The organism is Mycobacterium sp., assembly GCF_046330795.1.
In the GTDB taxonomy this organism is placed as follows: domain Bacteria; phylum Actinomycetota; class Actinomycetes; order Mycobacteriales; family Mycobacteriaceae; genus Mycobacterium.
Window position 1 is genome coordinate 1,093,238 of the sequence record NZ_JAXLSA010000001.1, and the last position, 15,305, is coordinate 1,108,542.

General features: G+C 64.7%; 16 protein-coding genes and 4 tRNA genes. 10 read left to right on the plus strand and 10 right to left on the minus strand.

The features are described from left to right. The first annotated feature begins 162 nt into the window (after window positions 1-162). Entirely contained in the window at window positions 163-1,332 is a 1,170-nt protein-coding gene (locus U0R18_RS05100) for a Fic family protein (protein ID WP_526366560.1), read from the plus strand. Between the two features lie 16 nt (window positions 1,333-1,348). Here U0R18_RS05100 and U0R18_RS05105 read toward each other — a convergent pair whose 3' ends face one another. Beyond that, window positions 1,349-1,471: a hypothetical protein gene (locus U0R18_RS05105; RefSeq protein ID WP_526366562.1), complete on the minus strand. Its 123-nt coding sequence runs from the start codon at window positions 1,469-1,471 to the stop codon at window positions 1,349-1,351. Window positions 1,472-1,605: 134 nt separating this feature from the next. Then, window positions 1,606-1,677: transfer RNA gene (locus tag U0R18_RS05110), tRNA-Val, on the minus strand. A 136-nt stretch (window positions 1,678-1,813) separates the two neighbouring features. Here U0R18_RS05110 and U0R18_RS05115 point away from each other — a divergent pair. The 6 genes from U0R18_RS05115 to U0R18_RS05140 all read left to right on the plus strand — a co-directional run bounded on the left by U0R18_RS05115 (window position 1,814) and on the right by U0R18_RS05140 (window position 4,117). Further along, window positions 1,814-2,224, plus strand: a complete 411-nt coding sequence (locus tag U0R18_RS05115; protein ID WP_526366564.1) for a DUF6636 domain-containing protein — start codon at window positions 1,814-1,816, stop codon at window positions 2,222-2,224. Between the two features lie 109 nt (window positions 2,225-2,333). Beyond that, window positions 2,334-2,406 (plus strand) — tRNA-Gly (locus U0R18_RS05120). A gap of 28 nt (window positions 2,407-2,434) precedes the next feature. Continuing rightward, window positions 2,435-2,508: transfer RNA gene (locus tag U0R18_RS05125), tRNA-Cys, on the plus strand. Window positions 2,509-2,520: 12 nt separating this feature from the next. Continuing rightward, a tRNA-Val gene (locus tag U0R18_RS05130) sits at window positions 2,521-2,592 on the plus strand. 362 nt (window positions 2,593-2,954) lie between these two features. Continuing rightward, complete coding sequence (locus tag U0R18_RS05135) at window positions 2,955-3,218, plus strand: hypothetical protein (RefSeq protein WP_526366566.1); 264 nt, start codon at window positions 2,955-2,957, stop codon at window positions 3,216-3,218. Beyond that, on the plus strand, window positions 3,215-4,117 hold the full coding sequence (locus U0R18_RS05140) for a site-specific integrase (RefSeq protein ID WP_526366568.1): 903 nt from the start codon (window positions 3,215-3,217) through the stop codon (window positions 4,115-4,117). Before U0R18_RS05135 ends, U0R18_RS05140 begins: the two co-directional genes overlap by 4 nt. 702 nt (window positions 4,118-4,819) lie before the next feature. On the opposite strand, the gene U0R18_RS05145 is transcribed toward U0R18_RS05140, so the two are convergent. The 6 genes from U0R18_RS05145 to U0R18_RS05170 form a co-directional block, all read right to left on the minus strand. Further along, entirely contained in the window at window positions 4,820-5,140 is a 321-nt protein-coding gene (locus tag U0R18_RS05145; RefSeq protein WP_526366570.1) for a hypothetical protein, read from the minus strand. Further along, window positions 5,137-8,481 carry a tape measure protein gene (locus U0R18_RS05150; protein WP_526366572.1) on the minus strand — a complete coding sequence of 1,115 codons (3,345 nt, stop codon included), beginning with the start codon at window positions 8,479-8,481 and terminating at the stop codon, window positions 5,137-5,139. Before U0R18_RS05150 ends, U0R18_RS05145 begins: the two co-directional genes overlap by 4 nt. Window positions 8,482-8,840: 359 nt before the next feature. Continuing rightward, the gene (locus U0R18_RS05155; protein ID WP_526366574.1) at window positions 8,841-9,611 is read right to left on the minus strand and encodes a hypothetical protein; all 771 of its coding nucleotides are present in this window, start codon (window positions 9,609-9,611) and stop codon (window positions 8,841-8,843) included. A gap of 10 nt (window positions 9,612-9,621) precedes the next feature. Beyond that, entirely contained in the window at window positions 9,622-9,846 is a 225-nt protein-coding gene (locus tag U0R18_RS05160; RefSeq protein ID WP_526366576.1) for a hypothetical protein, read from the minus strand. A gap of 1,229 nt (window positions 9,847-11,075) precedes the next feature. Next, window positions 11,076-11,255, minus strand: coding sequence for an excisionase family DNA-binding protein (locus tag U0R18_RS05165; protein ID WP_526366578.1), 180 nt, complete (start codon window positions 11,253-11,255; stop codon window positions 11,076-11,078). 378 nt (window positions 11,256-11,633) lie between these two features. Further along, on the minus strand, window positions 11,634-12,812 hold the full coding sequence (locus tag U0R18_RS05170) for a site-specific integrase (RefSeq protein WP_526367447.1): 1,179 nt from the start codon (window positions 12,810-12,812) through the stop codon (window positions 11,634-11,636). Between the two features lie 235 nt (window positions 12,813-13,047). Here U0R18_RS05170 and U0R18_RS05175 point away from each other — a divergent pair, with 235 nt between their 5' ends. Further along, window positions 13,048-13,278 carry a hypothetical protein gene (locus U0R18_RS05175; protein ID WP_526366580.1) on the plus strand — a complete coding sequence of 77 codons (231 nt, stop codon included), beginning with the start codon at window positions 13,048-13,050 and terminating at the stop codon, window positions 13,276-13,278. Window positions 13,279-13,434: 156 nt separating this feature from the next. Here the strand turns inward: U0R18_RS05175 and U0R18_RS05180 are convergent, their stop codons facing one another. Both U0R18_RS05180 and U0R18_RS05185 read right to left on the minus strand, forming a co-directional pair. Next, window positions 13,435-13,938, minus strand: coding sequence for a GNAT family N-acetyltransferase (locus U0R18_RS05180; RefSeq protein ID WP_526366582.1), 504 nt, complete (start codon window positions 13,936-13,938; stop codon window positions 13,435-13,437). Beyond that, window positions 13,935-14,207, minus strand: coding sequence for a type II toxin-antitoxin system TacA family antitoxin (locus U0R18_RS05185; RefSeq protein ID WP_526366584.1), 273 nt, complete (start codon window positions 14,205-14,207; stop codon window positions 13,935-13,937). The genes U0R18_RS05180 and U0R18_RS05185 overlap by 4 nt, the downstream gene beginning before the upstream one ends. Window positions 14,208-14,499: 292 nt before the next feature. Between U0R18_RS05185 and U0R18_RS05190 the strand changes: the two genes are divergently transcribed. Together U0R18_RS05190 and U0R18_RS05195 are read left to right on the plus strand one after the other, a co-directional pair. Next, the gene (locus tag U0R18_RS05190; protein WP_526366586.1) at window positions 14,500-14,811 is read left to right on the plus strand and encodes a hypothetical protein; all 312 of its coding nucleotides are present in this window, start codon (window positions 14,500-14,502) and stop codon (window positions 14,809-14,811) included. 216 nt (window positions 14,812-15,027) lie between these two features. After that, entirely contained in the window at window positions 15,028-15,276 is a 249-nt protein-coding gene (locus tag U0R18_RS05195) for a hypothetical protein (protein ID WP_526366588.1), read from the plus strand. Window positions 15,277-15,305: the final 29 nt, after the last annotated feature.

Sequence of the window (15,305 nt, forward strand, 5' to 3'; positions counted from 1 at the left end):
TCCGGCGGGCGGCGGGAATTTCTGTTCCCGCAGCGCGGCCGGTCAAGGTACGGGTAAGCGCGTTCAGGCAGGGTCCCCACGCATCTGCGGTGCCGACATCACGTGTCGCTATCCCTGAACAATAGCGACACTTATGTCGATAAGTGTCGCTATCGTAGGATCGTGACGACACTTGCGCCCCTGTCCTACGAGACTCTGCAATGGGCGCCGCACTACGACGGTCCACACTCCCGCGCGTCGAGCAGTGGCGGCCCGTACCAGGCGGCGATCCCGGCCTCCATCACCGGCTTGGAGCTCACCGTGGACCCGACGATCCGCGCGCACGCCGAAGATGCGAGCCATGAGATCGCCCGCTTCGACGCCGAACTGGGAGCTGAGATCGCGCCGTTCGCCGCGGTGCTGTTGCGCTCGGAATCGGCCGCCAGCTCGCAGATCGAGAACCTGTCCGCTTCGGCGCGATCGATCGCCGAAGCCGAACTGCCCGGCGGCAAGGGCAAACCCAATGCCAAAGCGATCGTCGCCAACACCGCGGCGATGACCGCGGCGGTCGAGCTGTCGCGGCGCATCGACGTCGCGGCGATCCTGGCCATGCACGCCGCACTGATGACCGGCCAGTCGCGCCACACCCCCGGGCAGTGGCGCACCGAGCCGGTGTGGATCGGCGGAAACTCTCCACGCTCAGCGGTGTTCGTGGCACCCGAACATACCCGGGTGCCTGCGGCCATCGACGACCTTCTTGCCTTCGCCGCTCGTGACGATGTGGCACTGCTCCCCCAGATCGCCGTCACCCATGCACAATTCGAAACGATCCACCCGTTCACCGACGGCAACGGCCGCACCGGCCGGGCACTCGTGCAAGCGATGTTGCGAAACAAAGGCCTCACCCGGCAGGTGACAGTGCCGGTGTCCGCAGGGCTGCTGGCCGACACTAACGGCTATTTCGCCGCACTGACCGCCTACCGCAATGGAGATGCCGCCCCGATCATCGCGGCGTTCGCCGCGGCGGGAATGCGGGCGGTCACCAATGGGCGCGCCCTGGTCAAAGAGCTCCGAGACATCCGCGCGGACTGGAACCAGCGAATCACCGCACGCTCGGACTCGGCGATATGGCGAGTGGCCGACCTACTGACTCGGCGCCCCGTCGTCAACGGTGTGCTGCTGAGGCAGGAACTGGGCATCCCGACCGACCATCCCCGCCGCTACATGGATCCGTTGACAGAGGCAGGGATCGTCGTCGAGTTCACCGACAAGTCACGCAACCGTGCGTGGCGGGCACCGCAGGTGCTGGCCGCTCTCGACGATTTCGCCGAACGAGCCGGCCGGCGGAACTGACCGCGACCGTTGCGGCTCACCGGCGGCGCGTCGGCGGGTCGGCGCGTCGTCGAGTCAGTCCGCGGTCTTCGAGGAACTCGATCTCGAGGATGCCCCACGCCGACAACGCTGCGGTGTCCCACGTTTCGGTGAACGGCATGACGCACTGGATCCAGACCGTTGAGTCCGGTTTGTCGCGGGTGGCCCTACCTCTTGGAAAATCCCGATGTGTCAACCCGGTGCCAAGCCCGTTTTTCGCTCTAACGCAAAAAGCCCCTGATCAGGGCTTTCTTGTGGTCCCGGCTGGGTTCGAACCAGCGACCTTCCGCGTGTGAGGCGGACGCTCTTCCACTGAGCTACGAGACCGTCGCGACGTGTTCGACCCCGGTTCAACGACATCGAACGAGGTCGAACACTAACACGGCGACCCCGACGGACTGGAATCCGTCTCGCCCACCCACTTGCCCCACGAGCGACGTCGTCAGGGAGTAGCTTCGGCCGGATGAGGCCTCTCTCGTTGCTGGTCGGCTCGGCTGCGCTCGGGGTGTTCGCCGCACCGGTCGCGGCCGCGGATCTGGAGTCGTTCACCTCACCGAGCGGCAACATCGGCTGCATCATGGACGCCGAATACCTGCGCTGCGACATCGCGGAACGCGAATGGTCGCCGCCACCGCGACCGACGGACTGCCCGAGCTTCACGGGCTACGGCCAGGGCATCTCGATGGATCCACACGGGCCGGCGGCGTTCGTGTGCGCCGGAGACACCACGCTGCACGCCGGGCCGGCCCTGGGTTACGGACAGACGCAACGAGCCGGTGGATTCACCTGCGCGAGCGACGAGGCCGGGGTGCGTTGCGCCAACGCCGACGGGCACGGTTTCCGGCTGTCCCGACAGAGCTACAGCATCTTCTAGACCTCGTCGGAGCTTTTCCAGTCCGCTTGCGCGACCAGGGATTTGTGCACGCCAGCCCGCGTGGACTATCGTCGTGCATCGCGACGGGCGACGATCTCGCCCGTGGCACGCGGATGTAGCGCAGTTGGTAGCGCATCACCTTGCCAAGGTGAGGGTCGCGGGTTCGAATCCCGTCATCCGCTCGAAGGTGCGATTCGCATCAACCCCAGCGGTGGAGTGGCCGAGTGGTGAGGCAACGGCCTGCAAAGCCGTGCACACGGGTTCGATTCCCGTCTCCACCTCCAAGTTCTAACCCGGCGCGATTAGCTCAGCGGGAGAGCGCTTCCCTGACACGGAAGAGGTCACTGGTTCAATCCCAGTATCGCGCACAGACTGTATAAGCAGGTCAGGCCCGGTTTTCGAACCGGGCCTTTTCTGTTGTTTGCGGAATGTTTACGGAATGCAGCTCAGGCGGGACCGAATGAAGTCGGCCCCGCCTGGTGCTCACAACACCCGCGGGGCCTCGACCCACGGAGGCGACCGTGAACCGTTCCGAAACCATACCGCCGCACCCTGACGCCGCGCCGCTGCGCACAGGTCAGCGAGTCCGGTACGTCGGCATCACGGGTTGTGCCGACGGCCCTGTGGGCCGCGTGTCACGGGTGTGCAAGGCGTATGTGCGGGTCCGTTGGGATGACGGCCGGATCGACCAGGTGCATTCCGAGGACCTTCGTGTAATCGAGGCCGGACGGTGAGCCGTCTCGCCCGTGTCGCCGACCTTGAGTTCGAGCGGGCGCTGCGCCGGTGTGCAGTGGCCGCGGGTTGCCGGCGGCGGGCCACGGCGCTGCTTGCGTTGGCGTGCGGGTGCGAGATGGGTGCGGTGTGCGGCCTGCACTTGTTGGCCTGGCTGGACGCGGGCGCCGCTCGGGAGTTAGCCGACGAGGTGCCGCGGTGCGCGTCCTGCGGGCATGTGTTCGGATCTTTCGGTGAGTCGCACGTGGTGGTTTCGCTGTGACCGCGCCGGGCGCGGTGTTGGTCCTGGGCCTTGAGGACTGGGAGTTGTGGCAGCACGCTCAGCGGTTGTCGGTAAACACGATCAGCGAACGGGTGCGAGTGTTGGCCCAGTTCCACGCCGAAACCGGTGTGCAGCCGGTGCGTGCCGCACCAATCGACATCGTGCGCTGGATCGCCGGCCACGACGCTGATTGGTCGGATTCGACAGCAGCGACGTACCGCAGCTATCTGGCGGCATGGTTCAAGTGGTTGCAGATCACCGACCGGCGCACCGATGATCCGATGATCAAGGTCGGTCGGGTGAAGGTGCCCGAGCGGGTTCCGCGGCCGATTGCCGACGTCGATGTGCCCAAGTTGTTGTCTGCGCGGATGTGGTCGAGCACGCGGGCGATGATCCTCCTCGCACTGTTGGCAGGCTTGCGGGTCCACGAGATCGCAAAGGTACGTGGTGAGGACGTGGACCTGGCGGCTCGGCTGCTGTGGGTGAAGGGCAAAGGCCGGCGGTTGAAGTCGGTGCCACTTCATCCGCTGCTGATCGAACTCGCCGCGACGATGCCAGCAACCGGCTGGTGGTTCCCGATGCGCGGCTACCCGAGTGAACACGTATTGAGCAAGTCAGTCTCCGACATCGTTGGCCGCACGATGCGCCGGGCCGGGGTGGCTGGCACGCCGCACAGTCTGCGGCATTGGTATGCCACGAGCCTGCTCGACGACGGCAACGATTTGCGAACAGTGCAGGAATTGTTGCGCCACAAGTCAATTCAATCGACCCAGATCTACACGCGTGTCTCAGACAGTCGGCAGCGTGACGCCATCACGGCACTGAACCTGGGTCGCTGGCGGCAGCAGCACGCCGAGCGTCGAGTCCTCGCCCTTCGGGGCTACGCAAAGCAGAAGTAGCAACAAAGGAGAGGTCCCAAGCGCTGACGTCGCTATTGCCAGGGTCCGACGTGAACCGACCAGGCGGCACGTAGCCCAATCCCCCACCGTGCCTGGGGGTCACGGCCCGATCGTTTGATCACCGGCGGGCCGTGCCCATAGCTCAGACTGGCCGAAAACCGGCCGGTCTACAAGTCGTGGGCCCGATCCGGTGAGGGGCGTTTGGACCGGGGGTTGCTTGGGGAGGGGTCAGACAAGCCCGCACCCCGTAGGGGTTCCGCACTCGCGTCAGGGCAGCAGCCCGAACGGCACGCCCCCCGGTACGATCTGGGGATCGTGAATTTGAATGAACTCGGTAGCCGCCTACTGCACTTTGTTCCGGCATGAGCTGAGCACTCCGGCGGTCAACACCCTTCGAGAACAAATCTCGCTGCCGGAGAAGCCTGGCTGGCCGTTTATGACCTGATCAACTGGGCCATCGACACCAATCGCGGCGTGCCGGCTGATTACCTCCAGGTCGCCCTGGACGCCACTGAACGCCGCGCCTACGGGGAAGCGCTCACCGAGCCGTTCCGAGCAACGCTGCTCACCCACAGCTCGATGCCGCGAGTTTAAGTTATGGTGGGTCGGGGGGCGCCCCTCCGTCTCACGGAGGCATTGCGCCCCCACCCCCAGTTTCAATCACAAATCACGGTGTGCCGTCAACGAGGGGTTGACGCTGGATCAATCGGACGGCGGCTTTTGCGCGCCGGCCTCGATCGCTGCGAGTTCCAGTTCGTAGGCCATCAGGATGTCCGGGTTGTGCGCTTGCATGGACGCGGTGGCGATGCCGGCCATTGTGCCGACGAGGGCCACGGTGCACTTAAAGCAGCAGCCACCGCTTTGTTCGATATCCTCTACCGTTGCGGCCGTGATGATTTCGCTGAAGTCAGACAGCCATCCGCCGTCGTTCTTCAGCACGCCGATGAGTAATCGGAGGACGCGCGAGTAGGTGACGGTGCCGCCCCTGGGGTCTGGGTCAGGATCGCATTGATGGGTCGTCATTTTCCGGGCCTGACCGCGGACATGTTGCGGCGCCACGCTTGGTTGTGCGCGGAGTCGAATCGTTGTGTCAGTGCGCGGGGATCCATGCCCACGTTCCCCTGGACCACATAGGTGGGTCCGCCGGCCGGGCCGGGTGCTGCGCCGCTGCCTGGGTGCGGTTCGTCGGGCCGGCTGATCGGGGTGAGCGCTTGCGGGGGTTCGATTGGGTTGATGAAGTCGCCGACGCCGCCCCCACTCCCGGCGCCGGCGCTCTCAGCCGCCATAGCGTTCTGGAGTCGCCCACCGGCCCAGTTCGCCACTGCAAGAACGGATTTCATGTTTGGCCAGTCGAAGAGATTGGAGAACACTGATCCGTCGAGGCCTACGCCTTGGAACAGGCCGGCAACGAGGGACTGCCCGAAGGAGGACGCATCGTTGCCACCACCGCTGTCCTTGATCTGTTGGAGTGCGGTTTCCTTGCCCTTGGTCTTGAGGTCGGCTTCGTCCTGCTGTGCGGTGGTGAGCTTGTCGGTGGCGTTGGTCTGGCGGTCGCGGGCGTCGGCGAGTTCGCGGTTGGCGACGTCGAGGCTGTGCTGGGCGTCGGTGGTGTCCTTGCCGGCCGCGGCGGCGTCGTCGAGGCGCTGCTGAGCCTTGTCCCGGCGATAGGTCGCGTCGTCGACGCCTTGGTCAGCGTTGCGTTTCGATGTGGCCGCACTGCTGGTGCGTCCGGCGGCGGCGGTGAGTTCCTTACTGGTGGCGGCGCGGTAGCCGCCGGTGAAGCTCGAGGAGGCTGACGGGTCGTCGCCGCCGGCCAGGGCGATCCAGGCGCGGCTGGGGAAGTCGGCGGCGCCGGCGGCGCCGGATCCGTATTGTCCGGACCCGCCGCGGCCGCCCATCTCGACGTTGACGTTGCCGCCGAGCGGGTCGACGATCGTGCCGGCGGTGTGGCCGCCGCCGGGGCCGCCGTTGCGCCAGCCGACCCAGTAGGCGGCGATGCCGGCGGGCGGGTCGCCCTGCTGGAAGCCGCGGGACAGCAGGGCCGTCGCTTCGTCGGCGGTGCCGAACCGGCCCTGGCCGCCGGTGATGAAGTTCGCGACGGTGGATTGCGCCCCGGAGCAGTCGGTGTCGAAGGTGTCGCCGTTGCCGGCCCCCCAGCTGTAGGTGCGTCCCCCGAGGCCGGAGGCGAACTCTTTGAGTGCCTCGACGGTGATGCCGCCGTCGGCCATGACGGTCATCCCGAACAATCGGGCCACCTCGGCCAGGATCCGGCGGGAGCGACCGCGCTTCCCGGGGGCCAGCGGAATGTAGGCCTCCCCGCCGGTCTCCTCCTCGGCGAAGATGGTGCCCGCGCCGCGGCCGGCGAAGATGTCTGCGACGGTCGGCTTTCGGATCTGCCGAAGTCCGCCGTCGACCATCGGAACGATCGCGCCGGCCGCGCGGTAGGGCACCAATAGCGGGTTGCCAGACGCCGGGGGCGTAGCCGGCCCGGCCGAGGGCGTGACGTTGGTGTTGATCTGCGCGAGCATTGAGATGGTCTTCGGTGCATCGGCCACCAGGCGATCGAGTGCTTCGCGGGCGCGCTGCGTTTGGATGTCGAGCGGGATCTCCAGCGGGGTGCCGCCCTGCTTGGCGCGCCACGCGTTGGCTTTGCGTTCGGCTTCCTCGGTGAGCGCGGTGATAGTGACGGTGCCGTCTTCGAGGTGATCGATGCGGTATTGGGTCGTGTCGATGCGGTCGATGACTTCGGGGCTGTTGTCGGTGAGGACGATGGTCTTCTTATCCGGCAGCAGCTCGATACTGTCGCCGAGGTCTTTGGTGAATTGCATTGCATCGGAGGCACGTTGACCCCAGGCGATGACGTCACCGGCAGCGTTGTGGAGGTTCTCGCCGGCCTTGTCCACGGTGGTCGAAAAGTTCCGTAGGCCGTTGATGACGTCGTCACTGGCCATGGTGTCGCCGATCGTCTGCAGCGCTTTGCCGGCGTCTCCGATCTCGGGGAACAACTTGCCCACGATCGGCATGCCGCCGATCTTTGTGAGCACGCCCCCGAATCGGGCGACCATCGGGCCGGCCTTCTCGAGCACATTGGCGAAGCCGCGAAGCAACGACGCGAATGCTTCGGCGGCGGTGCCGGCCATGTCGGTCAGCTTTGAGGCGATAACGCTTGCGACGCTAACGATTTCGGGCTGGTGCTCTTTGACCGCGGCGGTGAGTTTGTCGATGTATTCGGTGGCCTTGCCGAGTGCGTCTCCGCTGAGACCGAAGAACGGTTCGAGGATCGATGCGCCGAGCCTGCTGATCCCTGCGCTCAGGTTCTTTATCGAGCCGCTGAGCGATTGACCCATGCCTTTGGCGGCGCCGCCGATGTTGGCGGCGACGACACGTTGGAAGGTGGCGGCATCGACTTTGCCGTTCTCGACCATTTTCGACAGCTCGGCGCCGGAAACCTTGTATTCGTTCTGCAGCCAGGTGAAGATCGGCAACCCACGGTCGGCGAGCATTTGCAGGTCGTCGGTCATGGCTTTGCCGTTGGTCTGGACCTTGTTGAAGATCGAGCCCATGTCCGCGAGGGACGTCTGACCGATAGCAGCGGCGTCGGCGACCTCCGTCAGATACTTCGTCAGGTCCTGGCCGGGTTTGATGCCGGCGGCCACCGCCGTGGCAGCCGTGTTGGCGGCTTCGTCCATGCCGAAGGCGGTGCCCTTTACCGATTCGAGCGCCGATTTCATGATCTGGTCAACAGTTCTGGTGTCGTTGCCCAGTGACCGGAGTTTGAATCTCGCGTCGTCAATCGCCTGGAGGCGGTCGAACCCGGCCGAGAGCACCTTGAAGGCGCCGGCGGCGGCGATCACCGGCGGCGCGATCTTCGCGACGTCGGCGATGACCCCGGTGATCATTCCCCCCTTGCCACCGAGGCTCGTCAGACTGTCCAGTGCGCCTGTGAGCACCCCACCCTTGCCGCCGGAACCGCCGCTCAGCACTGCGGCGGCGGTGGGCGGGGTGCGGACCTTGGCGGTCGCTTCGAATCGGCGAGAGAAGCTTCTGCCGGCATCAGCGCCGGCCTTGTCCATCAGTGCGACGACACCGCGGATCGCGGGCGAGAGAGGCCGGACGACGCCGACAGCGATCGCAGATCCGACGGCCGTGCCGACCTTGGCGCCCAGCCGTTCTGACAGTTTGCCCTCGACCTCGCGGACGGCCGTTGTCGCCGACTTGCCCACGGCACGTTCGAGCTGCTGGCCGATGCGCCGGCCAACGCCGCCGGCGGTTCGGTCGAGGTGGTCGAACTCGCGGGTGATGTCGCGGCGCATGTCGTCGGCGCTGACGGCCAGGGTGATCCACGCGGTGAGAAGTTCTGGCATGGCTATGATCCCTTCGTTAGTGGACGCCGGGCAACGGGCTGACGGTCGCCGTCCGAAATGCATTGCGGTGTAACGTCATATGGCCCCTGAGCTGTCCGCGCCGCTGCAGGCGACCAGCTACCCCGATCTCTCCCCGGAAGCGACCTGTTACCCCCCGAAACGCACGGCCTCGGACCCCCGAGCTGGGAAAACAGTCCACTTTGCGTTGCATTACTCGGTGCATTTCTGTCCTGTGTGTGAAAAAGAAGCTTGGGGAGAGAAGGCCCGCCTATGCCCTGAGGGGCGGCGGCGAGGGGGTGCCGGAGACCTCCCCCAGGGGGAGGTTGGTCGCAACCGCGCGGGACACGAGTGAGAACCAACTATCGCCGGTAGCTATCGCTGAGCGCCTGTTCGTTCCGTGCTTCCTGTTCACTGCGCAGTCGGGCGTATTCCGCTTCGAGCGTTCTGACACGCTGCCGGTACTGCGCGAAGGTGGCCAGTTGCAGTGGTTCGTCGGTGAGTCTGGTCAACATCCATGCGTCGGGCTTGTCGACGCTGTTGATTTCGGTCAGGGTGAGTGAGGCAAGGATGAGCGGTTCGGTACCGGCACCACGCTGAACCCCCGCGACGACGGCCAGCATGTTCCAGCCTTCGGTTGCGATGTGGAAGCGCTCGACTGCGGTTCGCGCGTCGGCCCACACGTCGACGAGGCCGCGCCGGGCCAGCGCGAGGGTGTCCGCTCCGTCGAGGTCATCGATATGGAGTTTGTCGTAGCCGGCGGTCAGTGCCGCAGCATCGTCGGCCAGGACGGCGCGCCATGCTTCGACGATGCCGTCGGCGTTCTCGATAAGTGCTGCCTTGACGATGATTTCAGCTTCGGCGGCTGCGGCTTCTCGAATTCCGTTGGCCGCGACCACGCGGTCGAGCACGAGCGCCTGGAGTTGCTTGTCGGTATGCCAATCGACACCCCGTTTGAGGCAGTCGATGATGCGGGCGTTGACGGCTTCAGCACTGCCTTCGATCCTGTCGGCGGCCTCACGGAGGCCAGAAGCGGCAGTGAACGCGGTGTCAAGCGCTGGCGGCAGTGCTGCCCCGAGCTGGCTCGTCACCCGATTGATGACCGCCATGTAGGCGCGTGCGGCGATTTGCATTGCTTACTCCTTAGTCTTTGATCGGGGTGTCACCGAAGAGGCGTTGCCTCAGGTCTGTGAGGTCGTCCTGTTCCTGTTGCTCATTGGGTTCGTCCTCGGTGCTCGGGCCGTCACCGAGGAGTTGGCCGTCGTCATTGGGTTCGCCGAACCGGTCGAACAGGCGGCCCCTGAGTTGCCGTAGTTCGTCTTCGGTGCTGCTCATCACGATGTCGATCTGTCTGTCCCTGGTGTTCATTGCTTTGATCCTTCGATGTGTTCGCGTACGGCCGCACTGTCGAGAAGCCAACGGCCGCCGATCTTTTGGCCACCGAGCCGCCGGGCAAGGCGACGAGTTTGTCGTTCACTGAGCCCTAGCTCGCGGGCCGCCTCGGCGAGTGGCATGTCTGGTGACAGTTGCACGGGTGCAGCATCGCAAGTTCCGGGTTGGCGGCCGTCCGATTGTCCGGTTGCGGACATTGCGCCGGCGAGCTGATCGGCGAGAGCCTGATAGCTTCGGGTGGGTTGGCCGTTCCGTTGACGAGTTCTGATCGCGATGACAGCGCAGTCCAGGGCCGCGCGAAGCGCGTCACCGCTGAGGACCACGACTCCACTAACGGCGAGGAGTCCGGCCGGCGCGGGTTTCATGGTCACGCTTCCCCCATCCCGTCCTTGCCGTCTTTGGAGGCGAGTCGGTGCAAAACTTTTGCGGCCCAACTCTTGTCGGCATCCCTCATGGGTCGCCGGGTGCCATCGTGGAGGCACACGTACGGACCTCGCGCCGGGGCTCCGTCGGTGCTTAGGACGATGTCGGTATCTCGACACGTCAGGCATCGCCACGGTGGGCGAGGCGGTCTCGCGTGCCGCGCAGCCTCCGCGCGAGCCGTCTCCCAGCGTTTGTGGACATCCCTATGCCAACCGCACGCGGGGCAACGCTTCGGCGTGCCGTCCGGCATGTGCTCGTTGCAATACCGCTGCGGTTCAACGCTCGGATCGATTTGCAGGGCGGGTCCGTTTGCCGAATCGGGGACGCCGGCCAAGGCGGCGGGCCGGTCGGTCTGGCCCGCGCCTTCTCCCTCCTTCTCTACTTTCTCTATAAGAGGTACTGAGCACGTTTCGGTGCTGACCTCCGCACGTTTCGGTGCAGGGGTCGGCACCGTTTCGTGCTCAGCTTCCACGGCCGAGCACATATCGGTGCTCGGCCGGTATGCCCGGGATGGGTTTGCTAGCGGCTTGAAATGTTCTGCCACGACGGCATCGCCAAGTCGGTCTAGCGCCGTTTGGACGGCGCGCCGGGATAGGCCAATCTCGTGCCCGAGATCAGCCATAGACACCCGCCACCACCGCAAGCCATCGACCACGATGCAGTCAGGGGCGTCCGACCCGCACCGATAGCGGATATGCGCGAGAACATCCGCGGCAGCGGGTCCGTACCGCTCGTTGTCGTCCGGTGTTTTCTGCATGAACTTCGGTCGCCGCATTTTGGCCCTACACCGCGCCGCCGAATGGCTTCATCTGAGCGTCGATCTCGTCCAGGTCGACGCGCATCAGGCGGGACCCGTTGCGATAGCCAGTCAGCCGGCCAGCAGCTATGAGCCTGCGTATCGTGCGTGGGTGAACGCCGAGGTAGTCGGCAGCTTGTTGAAAAGTCGCGTAACGACGCGCCATGTCGTGCAGTCCTTCCAAACCCGTGGTCAGTCGTCAGAAGCCAAGGGCCTGAGAGGTATTGGGACGATCTGGGCGTTTCGCCCGAACGATTCCGAAAACCCCGTAAGCCCATGCTTGGACTGCTCCAGCGGGCCAGGGACATTGCGTCCCCGCAAAGCTCATGGGACCCGAGATTTCCTCGGGACCGAGGGTGCCTCGGTGTGCCCAGTCACTGCTTTGGTGGCTGCGACACTAGCCCAGTCAGGGGCGGGGGTGCCTCATGTTGTGGCCCCCCGGCGTGTCACTCGGTAGCATGAGTGGACAGAGCAGGGCGCGTCCCCGTGCCAGCGGTTAAATGATCCGCCGTCAGAAAGCGGGGGATTGGCGCGCCCTGCTCTACTAGTCGCGGTAGGCCTGGGCCAGCGCGGAGAGTTGTTCGGCGATTTTGCGGTCGCGCCCTTGAGCGGCCCACTGGTATCGCATCGCGGCCTCGGGGGTTGAATGCCCAAGGCGCGCCATGAGTTCGGCGAGGGTGGCTCCCGACTGCGCTGCGAGAACCGCGCCGGTATGTCGTAAGTCGTGGAACCGCAAGTCTTTTCGGTTCGAGGCAGCGCGCGCTTTGTAGTAGTTGCGGGTGAACGCCGATGGTTGGAGGTGGGCGGTGGGGTCGGTGATTGCTGGGAACAGCAGTGCGGTGGTCGGTTTTCCGACGTGCTGGTCGAGGTGGGATTTGAGCATCGGGACGAGGTGGGGCGGGACTGTCACGTCGCGGATGCCAGCGTCGCTTTTGGGCGGTCCGACGTGGTAGGTGCCGCCGACGCGGACGGCTTGGCGCGTGATGTGGATGATTGCACCGTCGCCGTCGTCAGTTGTGTAGAAGGCGATATCGCCGCGGCGCAGCTCGACCAGTTCGCCGAATCGGACTGCGCACCAGGCGGCGAGCCAGATCATGGGGCGGAGCTGCGGGGGTTCCATCGCGGCGGCGATTGCTTCCAGTTCGGGGATAGACGCGGGTTTGGTTTTGGTCGCCCGTCTGGCCACGGACGCCCCGACGATCTTGCAGGGGTTGGCTGCGATCACCTCCTGCCGGACCGCCTCGTTGAGGATCGTGCGAAGCAGGCTGTATGTGTGGGCCCGCATTGTGTCCTTGTGGGGAAGGAGTTTCGCGTACCAGAGCCGCACGGCGTCTGCGCTGATCGCATCGAGTCGGGCGGCGCCGAACGCTGGGATCAGGTAGGCGTCGAGGATCATCTGGTAGTGCGCGCGAGTTCTGGGCCGGATGGGATTGCCTCGGACAGTTCGCGTTTCCAGCCAGGTCTTGGCGTAGTCCTCGAATAGCGGTGCGGGTTCGCTGTCGTTCTCGATGTGCGGACTCCATAGGCCGCGGTCGATTTCACGCCGACGATCGGTCAGCCACGCCTCGGCATCGATCTTGTCGGCGAACGTCCGTGGGGCCTTATGAATGTTTCCGTCCGGACCGGTGTAGTTCGCCTGCCAGCGACCCGCCCGGCCGGGCACACGTGTTGGGAGCTGGCGTAGGCCGCCGAAGCTGCGTTTCCCCTTGCCTGCCATGCTCAGTACCCAATCTTTGCGGGATATTTGCGGAATGAGTGTATCCGCGTGCCGCCATGAGTCACTGAATTCGTCTGGTACTGTCTGGCTTGCCACCGGCTGAACAGTAGTTTTTGCAGGTGGACGCCTGAACTGCCGACCGTCGCGATAGATAGTTCAATCCCAGTATCGCGCACCAGCATCACTGCAGTTCAGAGCAGTTTCTCACTCCGAGAACGGCCTCTGCACCACATTTGCACACATGGTCGGCAACCTAGTCATACATCCGGTGATTGCTGTCGTTGCCGATGGGGACCTGCTGACGCTGGCCGTTTCCATCGACACCGAGGCATCTATTGCCGATGTGCCCGCGCAGGTCGTGGGCATTCGCGCTGCTATCCATTGCCTCGGTCATGGCACGCCGGGGTGGCCCGAGCCCGTCACCATCGATGACATCCGGCAAATCAAGGTGCTTGCGCCCGCGCACTGCTGACCGACGTGCCGCGATGAGCGGCGGTCGCGGCGGCTCCCTTGCCTGTAGAAGGGGGAACTGGGCGAAACACCGAGGTGTCGTCGTCTCTACCTGCGTGTTTGGCCACTGCCTGTAGCGCGATGCGCGACTGCTAGAGGCCAAGCGGGGCAACAGACCTCAGGCAATTCCGAGCCCGACTCGTGCAGTCTCGACTTTCATGTACAGCCGGTTAGGCGTGTTCTCTACCGGTATGAAATCCAGCCTTTGGTAAACGCCGGCGGTCGCCTGATCGATCGCGTCGACAACAATCAGGCGACCGCCGCCAAGCTGAGCCGCTCCTACGATGCGGGTAATGGCATCGAACACCAAATCCATACCAGCACCCTGACCCTGTATCGATTTATCAACCGCCAGCTTCGCAATCATGAACGCCGGGACCCGATCGAGTTTGGCAGCGGATTTACTGATCCCGTCCTCATGCCGGTCAACCGTGGTCGGGGTTATCGCAAAATAGGCCAGGACCTTGCTCTGGCCGCGCTCGGTCCACACATACACACGAGCCGTGTCCTGCTTGTTTGCTCGTCGCGCGTTGTTGGTCAGCCACTGATTCATGGACTCGACGCCGCAGTCGAACGTGTCGAGCTCGTGGTGATCGGCCAGCCCGCCCGTGACCCAGGTCATTGACGAGAAAACAGCCTTGGCTGTGCAGCGAGCTTCTCCAGGTTGGGTGCGTGATCGGGAACGTCCAGTGCCTTGATCATCGAGTCAAACTGGTCCGCAGGCATAAGCGTTCGACTGGACAGCGCCAAGATCTTGTCGGCACGATCCAGCGCTGCGTTCCGCATGAACTCAGAGGTGGACTCGTTTACGACCTCGGCTGCGGCGCTAATCTGCTCGTGGGTCTGTCGAGCCACGCGGACCTCTACACGGTCCGTCTTGGTCGTAGCCATCGTTTTTCTCTCCCGTGTCGACCTACGTCAACGTATGTCATCACTGTACGGCGTTTGTACGGGATGGCAATAATGATTTCGATCACGTCACCATGAAGTCTTGAACACGCGACATGGAACATGTCCTGACCTGCGCCGATCCAACTGGAGCTGTTCGACCAGAACAGCCCTCGTGCAGCACGCGAAGCCTCTGGGCGCGGGCCGCATATCCAGTAGCGCGCCGCCCGGGATTCGACCCGATCGCAAACGTTCCCCTGGCACAATTGCGGTGTCACCTCGTGAGGGGGATCCCGTGAGCCAACGCCGTCGATACGGTCGCTGCGGGGCAGCGATCGGCGTGCTGGCGTTGCTCTTGCTCATCGGACTGCTCACCGAACACCTCTGGTGGGCCGTCGGCGCCGTCGCGGTGCTGGTCACGGCCTGGCTGGTGATCGCGACCGTCCGGACCAGTCGCGACCTGGACGCCGAACTCGAGCGCAGCAACGCTCGGGTCTCCGCCGCCGAACCGAAGAAGACCGCCCGGATCAGCACCGAGCCGCATTCCGGCGATGCTCCGGAGCATGGTCGCGGACCGTTCGGAACGGCGACCACCGGCGAGGAGTGACCAGGACTCAGGCTTTGCCCGGCCGCCATACCGCGAAGATTGCGACGCCACGGCGAATCCACGCCCGTGCGCGGTCGGAGCACCTTTTCTGCCCGGATTTGACTACCGCTGTGTCACAGATAACAATTTCACAGCCAAGCCAGTGTTTGTTGCCAGCAGCGCATGGCTATAGGTGAACAATGGAGTTCGCCCCGCGTTGAGGATGTGATGACAACGATGTCAACCACCATGATGGTCGTTCTGTACCTGGCCTGCGGCCTGGTCTGCACCACGCTGGCAGTCGACGCGGCCGATCATTTCTCCCAGCGCCGGCCCGTCCCACATCGCACGACGTATGCCGTCGTCTTCGGACTGCTCTGGCCGGTCGTCCTGATCGGGCTGGTTCAGCTCGGCGTGATCGTCGCCGTAGCGCGCCAGATCAGCCGCAGCCGCCTGCGCACCGCACGCACCCTGATCCCCTCCTGACACCGGCAACCCGCCGATCCCCGAACCGT